Below are 4,533 nucleotides of genomic sequence, written 5' to 3'. Positions count from 1 at the left end.
GGCCCGTCGAGCGCCCGAAGCTGGTCCTCTTCGCCGGTGACCACGGCATCGCCGCCCTCGGCGTCTCCAGGCGCCCGGAGGGCGGCGCGGCCGCCCTGGTCCGGGAGGTGCTGGAGGGCGCGAGCCCGGCCGCGGTGCTGGCCCGCCGGCTGGACGTGCCGGTACGGGTGGTCGACCTGGCCCTGGACTGCGACCCGGACGCCTTCCCCGCCGAGGTGACCCGGCACCGGGTGCGGCGCGGCAGCGGCCGGATCGACGTCGAGGACGCGCTCACCGCCGAGGAGGCCGAGGCGGCCTTCCGCGCGGGCATGGCGGTCGCCGACGAGGAGGCCGACTCCGGTACGGACCTGGTGGTGCTCGGCGATGTGAGCGTGGGCGGCACGACGGCGGCGGCGGTGCTGGTGGCCGCGCTGTGCGGGACGGACGCCTCGGTGGTGACCGGACGCGGCGGCGAGGCCATCGACGACCTGGCCTGGATGCGCAAGTGCGCGGCGGTACGGGACGCGCTGCGCCGGGCCCGTCCGGTCCTCGGCGACCAGCTCGAACTGCTGGCGACGGTGGGCGGCGCCGACCTGACGGCGATGACCGGGTTCCTGCTCCAGTGCGCGGTGCGCAAGCTGCCGGTGATCCTGGACGGCGTGGTGGCCGCGGCGTGCGCGCTGGTGGGCCAGCGGGTGGCGTTCCGGGCGCCGGACTGGTGGCTCGCGGGGCACGACAGCGGCGAGCCGGGGCAGGCGAAGGCGCTGGACCGGATGGCGCTGGAGCCGCTGCTGACCCAGGGCGTACGGGTCGGCGAGGGCGCGGGTGCGCTGCTGGCCCTTCCCCTGGTCCGCTCGGCCGCGGCGCTGGCCGCCGAGCTTCCGGAGCGGCCGGAGGCGGAGAAGGCCGCGGAGTCCGCGGAGTCTCCGGAGGCCGAGCAGAGCGTCTAGCCCGGCGGCATCCCACGGCGCCGATGAACGCGATTCACGGCAAATGCGGACATATGATCACCGCTCATGGGAGATGCCCGAGTTGCCGACCGGTCGTGCGAGCCGGACCGACGGACGGAACCGGACCGGCGGACCGAACAGCCGGGGCGGCGCGCGGGCGGGGTGTCGTCCCGCCGGGCCGCCGCCGGTGCCGTCTGGTACCTGCGGGCCGTCGCGTTCGTCAACTTCCTCAGCGCGGTGTGGGTCTCGCTGGGCCAGGACGTGCGCCGCCACAACCAGGAGAACCTGTTCACTCCGTACCTGCTGACGGCCGGCTTCGCCTCGGGTGTGTTCACCGCCTTCCTGGCCATCACCATGCGGCGGCGCAAGCGGGCCGCGTGGATTCTCAACCTGGTGCTCAGCGGGGCGTTCCTGGCGCTGTTCGCGGTCGCCATGGCCTTCCCGGAGATCCGCCGCTCCCCGCAGAACTGGGTCTCCCTGGCACTGACGGCCGCCTTCGTCGCCGTCCTGGTGTGCGGCCGCCGGGAGTTCTACGCCAAGGGCGACCGCGCCAATCCCCGCCTCGCCACGGTGGTGGCCCTCGGTGGCGGTACGGCGGCCTCGCTGCTCGCCGCGCTGCTGGTGACGGCCACGAACCAGGCGCCGGACGCGGCCCGTTCGACGTTCTGGGAGCGCTGGCAGTACGGCACGCTGCGACTGGTGTCGGTGGCCACCGAGGAGTCCGGCTTCCCGGGCATCGACCCGCCCAACTGGGCCGACGTCAGCGTCAACGTGCTCAGCACCGCCCTCCTCCTCGCCGTCCTGTACGCCGCGTTCCGCTCCCGCCGCGCCGTCGACCCGCTCACCGAGGAGGACGAGAAGCGGCTGCGGGAGCTGCTGGAGCGGCACGGCGAACGCGACTCCCTCGGCTACTTCGCGCTGCGCCGGGAGAAGAGCGTGCTGTGGTCCCCGACCGGCAAGGCGGCCGTCGCCTACCGGGTGGTGGGCGGGGTCAGCCTGGCCTCCGGGGACCCGCTGGGCGACCCCGAGGCATGGCCCGGTGCCATCGCCCCCTGGCTCACCGAGGCACGGGCCCACGGCTGGATTCCCGCGGTGATGGGCGCGAGCGAGGAGGCCGGGACCGTCTACGCCCGGCACGGCCTGGACGCCCTCGAACTCGGCGACGAAGCCGTCGTGGAGGTCGCCGAGTTCACCCTGGAGGGCCGCGCCATGCGCACCGTGCGGCAGGCGTACAACCGGGTGCGGCGGGCCGGGTACGAGGTGCGGATGCGGCGGCACGAGGACATCCCGGCGGCCGAGATGGCCCGTCTCGTGGAGCGGGCCGACGACTGGCGGGACGGCGCCACCGAGCGCGGCTTCAGCATGGCGCTGGGCCGGCTCGCGGACCCCGAGGACGGCCGGTGCGTGATGCTGGAGTGCACCGACTCCGAGGGGCGGCTGCGCGCCCTGCTGTCGTTCGTGCCCTGGGGTCCCTGCGGGCTCTCGCTGGACCTGATGCGCCGTGACCGGGACAGCGACAACGGGCTGATGGAGTTCATGGTGATCGACCTCCTGCGCCGGTCGCGGGAGATCGGGGTCACCCAGGTCTCGCTGAACTTCGCCGTGTTCCGCTCGGTGTTCGAGCGCGGCGCCCGTCTCGGCGCGGGGCCGGTGCTGCGGCTGTGGCGCTCGCTGCTCAGCTTCTTCTCCCGCTGGTGGCAGATCGAGTCGCTGTACCGGGCCAACGCCAAGTACCGGCCCATCTGGGAGCCGCGCTTCCTGCTCTTCGAGAAGAGCGCCGACCTGCCCCGCATCGCCCTGGCGGCGGCCCGCGCGGAGGGCTTCCTGGAAGCGCCGGGCCTGCCGAAGTGGCTGCACCGCAGACAGCTGGGGACCCACCGGTGAGAACGTGGGCGCGCGCCGAGTGGGGCCCGCTGTACGCGGCCCTGCGGACGGCGCTGCTCGCGCGCGGCCCGCTGCCCGGGGCGCCGCTGACGCTCGGCGCGGTGGGTCTGACCGCGCTGCTCCAGTTCGTGCAGAACCAGCCCTGGGGCTTCGCCCTGGTGGAGGCGGCCGGCGCCGTACGGGCCGCCGACCCGCTGTGGCTGGCCCTGCTGCGCACCCCGCTCTCCCTGTTCGTGCCCGCCCTCGACCTGCCGGTGTGGGGCGCGCTGGCCCAGGTGCTCTGCGTGTTCGGCATCGCGGAACTCTGCCTCGGCCGCCGCCACACCCTGCTCATCGCCTACACCGCCACGCTCGCCGGGACCCTGTACGCCCGCGTCGGCATCGCCCTCGGCCCGCACACCCCCTTCGGCCTGCCCGCCTCGGACGCCCTCGTGGTGGACACCGGCCCGTCGGCGGCCGTGGTGGGCCTCGCGGTGTACGTCGCGGTACGGCACCACGCCCGCGTGACCGCGGTGGCGGTACCGGCGGCGATGGTGATCGAGGTGCTGCTCAAGGACAACCTGGCCGGCAAGGAGCATCTCGCGGCCCTGCTCGCCGTGGGCACCCTGTGCCTGGCGGGGCTTCAGCCGCCCCTGGGCAGCCGGGCCGGGGACGGGTCGGGCTTGCCGCCGATCCAGTCCTGAACCACCCGCCGGGGCCCCGCCCAGCGCCGGTCGTGCCGGTAGGCCCGCAGCAGGGACCGGGCGCGGGCGCGCGGGCGTCGGCCGTAGAAGCGCCGTGCCCAGAACGAGGCCGGCCGGGCCAGCCGGACGGCGCCCGCCAGGGCCAGCAGGGGCACGATCGCGCCGAACACGGCGGTACGGGTCTTGCCCTTGCTCAACGCGACCAGCGAGACGAGGAAGTTGGCGGTGACGAAGGCGATGACCTCGCCCCGGTCCTGCAGCTCGTCCTGCGAGAGGTCGTTGACCCCGAAGGGCGAGAAGCCGGCGAGCAGCAGCCCGACCAGCGCGGCGGTGACGACCACGACCTCGACGCTCTTGCGCCCCTCCGCGCTCCAGTACACGTCGTCCAGATGCAGGATCAGCGCGAACTCGTCCAGCACCAGCCCGGCGCCGATCCCGAAGACCACGGCGGCGATCGCGCCGCCCGCCCCGTGCCGGTCGCTGGCGACCGCGCCGAAGCCGCCGACGACGGTCAGCACCACACCGGGCACCACGTGATGAATGTGCATCCCGCCCGCCTGGACGTTGCCGAACGGCCCCTTCCCGGCGCGGATCAGCCGGACGATGATCCGGGTCACGACGAAGGTGAGCACGAACGAGAAGAGGGCCAGCAGCAGCGGAAGCTTGCCCGGTTCCAGGATGTTCCGCTCCCACCAGTGCCCCATGTGCGCACTTTATCCCCGGCCCGCCGACCGGGCCCGGCGACAGCCCCGGTAGCCTGCGCCGATGCCCGAGACCTCGCCGTCCCACCCGCTCGACGGGCCCCGCTTCGCCTTCGGCACCCTCACCGCGATCCCGGTCCGGGTGCACCGCTGGGACCGGCCGGCCGCGCGGGCGGGCATGCTGTGCGCACCGCTGACCGGACTGGCCGTCGGCCTCGCGGCGGCCGGGCTCGGGCTGTTGCTCCTGCTGCTGGGCGCGGGCCCGCTGCTCGCCGCCGTCGCCTCCGCCGCCGTACCGGCCGCGCTCACCCGCGGGCTGCACCTGGACGGGCTCGC

General features: G+C 74.7%; 5 protein-coding genes. 4 read left to right on the top strand and 1 reads right to left on the bottom strand.

What is annotated here, in order from left to right; translation table 11 throughout:
- From GT030_RS20650 to GT030_RS20640, 3 genes are all read left to right on the top strand, one after another.
- Positions 1 to 929, top strand: a 929-nt coding sequence (locus GT030_RS20650) for a nicotinate-nucleotide--dimethylbenzimidazole phosphoribosyltransferase (RefSeq protein WP_161202368.1), incomplete at its 5' end; no start/stop codon positions are given.
- Positions 930 to 995: 66 nt separating this feature from the next.
- The gene (locus tag GT030_RS20645) at positions 996 to 2,813 is read left to right on the top strand and encodes a phosphatidylglycerol lysyltransferase domain-containing protein (RefSeq protein WP_161202367.1); all 1,818 of its coding nucleotides are present in this window, start codon (positions 996 to 998) and stop codon (positions 2,811 to 2,813) included.
- A complete protein-coding gene (locus tag GT030_RS20640; protein ID WP_161202366.1) occupies positions 2,810 to 3,496 on the top strand; it encodes a hypothetical protein in 687 nt (228 codons plus the stop codon). The genes GT030_RS20645 and GT030_RS20640 overlap by 4 nt, the downstream gene beginning before the upstream one ends.
- Here the strand turns inward: GT030_RS20640 and GT030_RS20635 are convergent.
- Complete coding sequence (locus GT030_RS20635) at positions 3,436 to 4,200, bottom strand: hypothetical protein (RefSeq protein ID WP_161202365.1); 765 nt, start codon at positions 4,198 to 4,200, stop codon at positions 3,436 to 3,438. The two genes, GT030_RS20640 and GT030_RS20635, sit on opposite strands and share 61 nt — an antisense overlap.
- A 61-nt stretch (positions 4,201 to 4,261) precedes the next feature.
- Here GT030_RS20635 and GT030_RS20630 point away from each other — a divergent pair.
- Positions 4,262 to 4,533: adenosylcobinamide-GDP ribazoletransferase (locus tag GT030_RS20630; protein ID WP_202460347.1), on the top strand; the 272-nt coding region annotated here is incomplete at its 3' end.

The organism is Streptomyces sp. SID1328 (genome assembly GCF_009865595.1).
GTDB lineage: Bacteria > Actinomycetota > Actinomycetes > Streptomycetales > Streptomycetaceae > Streptomyces > Streptomyces griseoluteus.
This window is presented reverse-complemented; position numbering and strand designations above follow the sequence as displayed.

Excerpts from the sequence above, each read along its gene's own strand:
- GT030_RS20645 (WP_161202367.1), top strand. The coding sequence starts at position 996 with ATGGGAGATGCCCGAGTTGCCGACCGGTCGTGCGAGCCGGACCGACGG.
- GT030_RS20635 (WP_161202365.1), bottom strand. The coding sequence starts at position 4,200 with ATGGGGCACTGGTGGGAGCGGAACATCCTGGAACCGGGCAAGCTTCCG.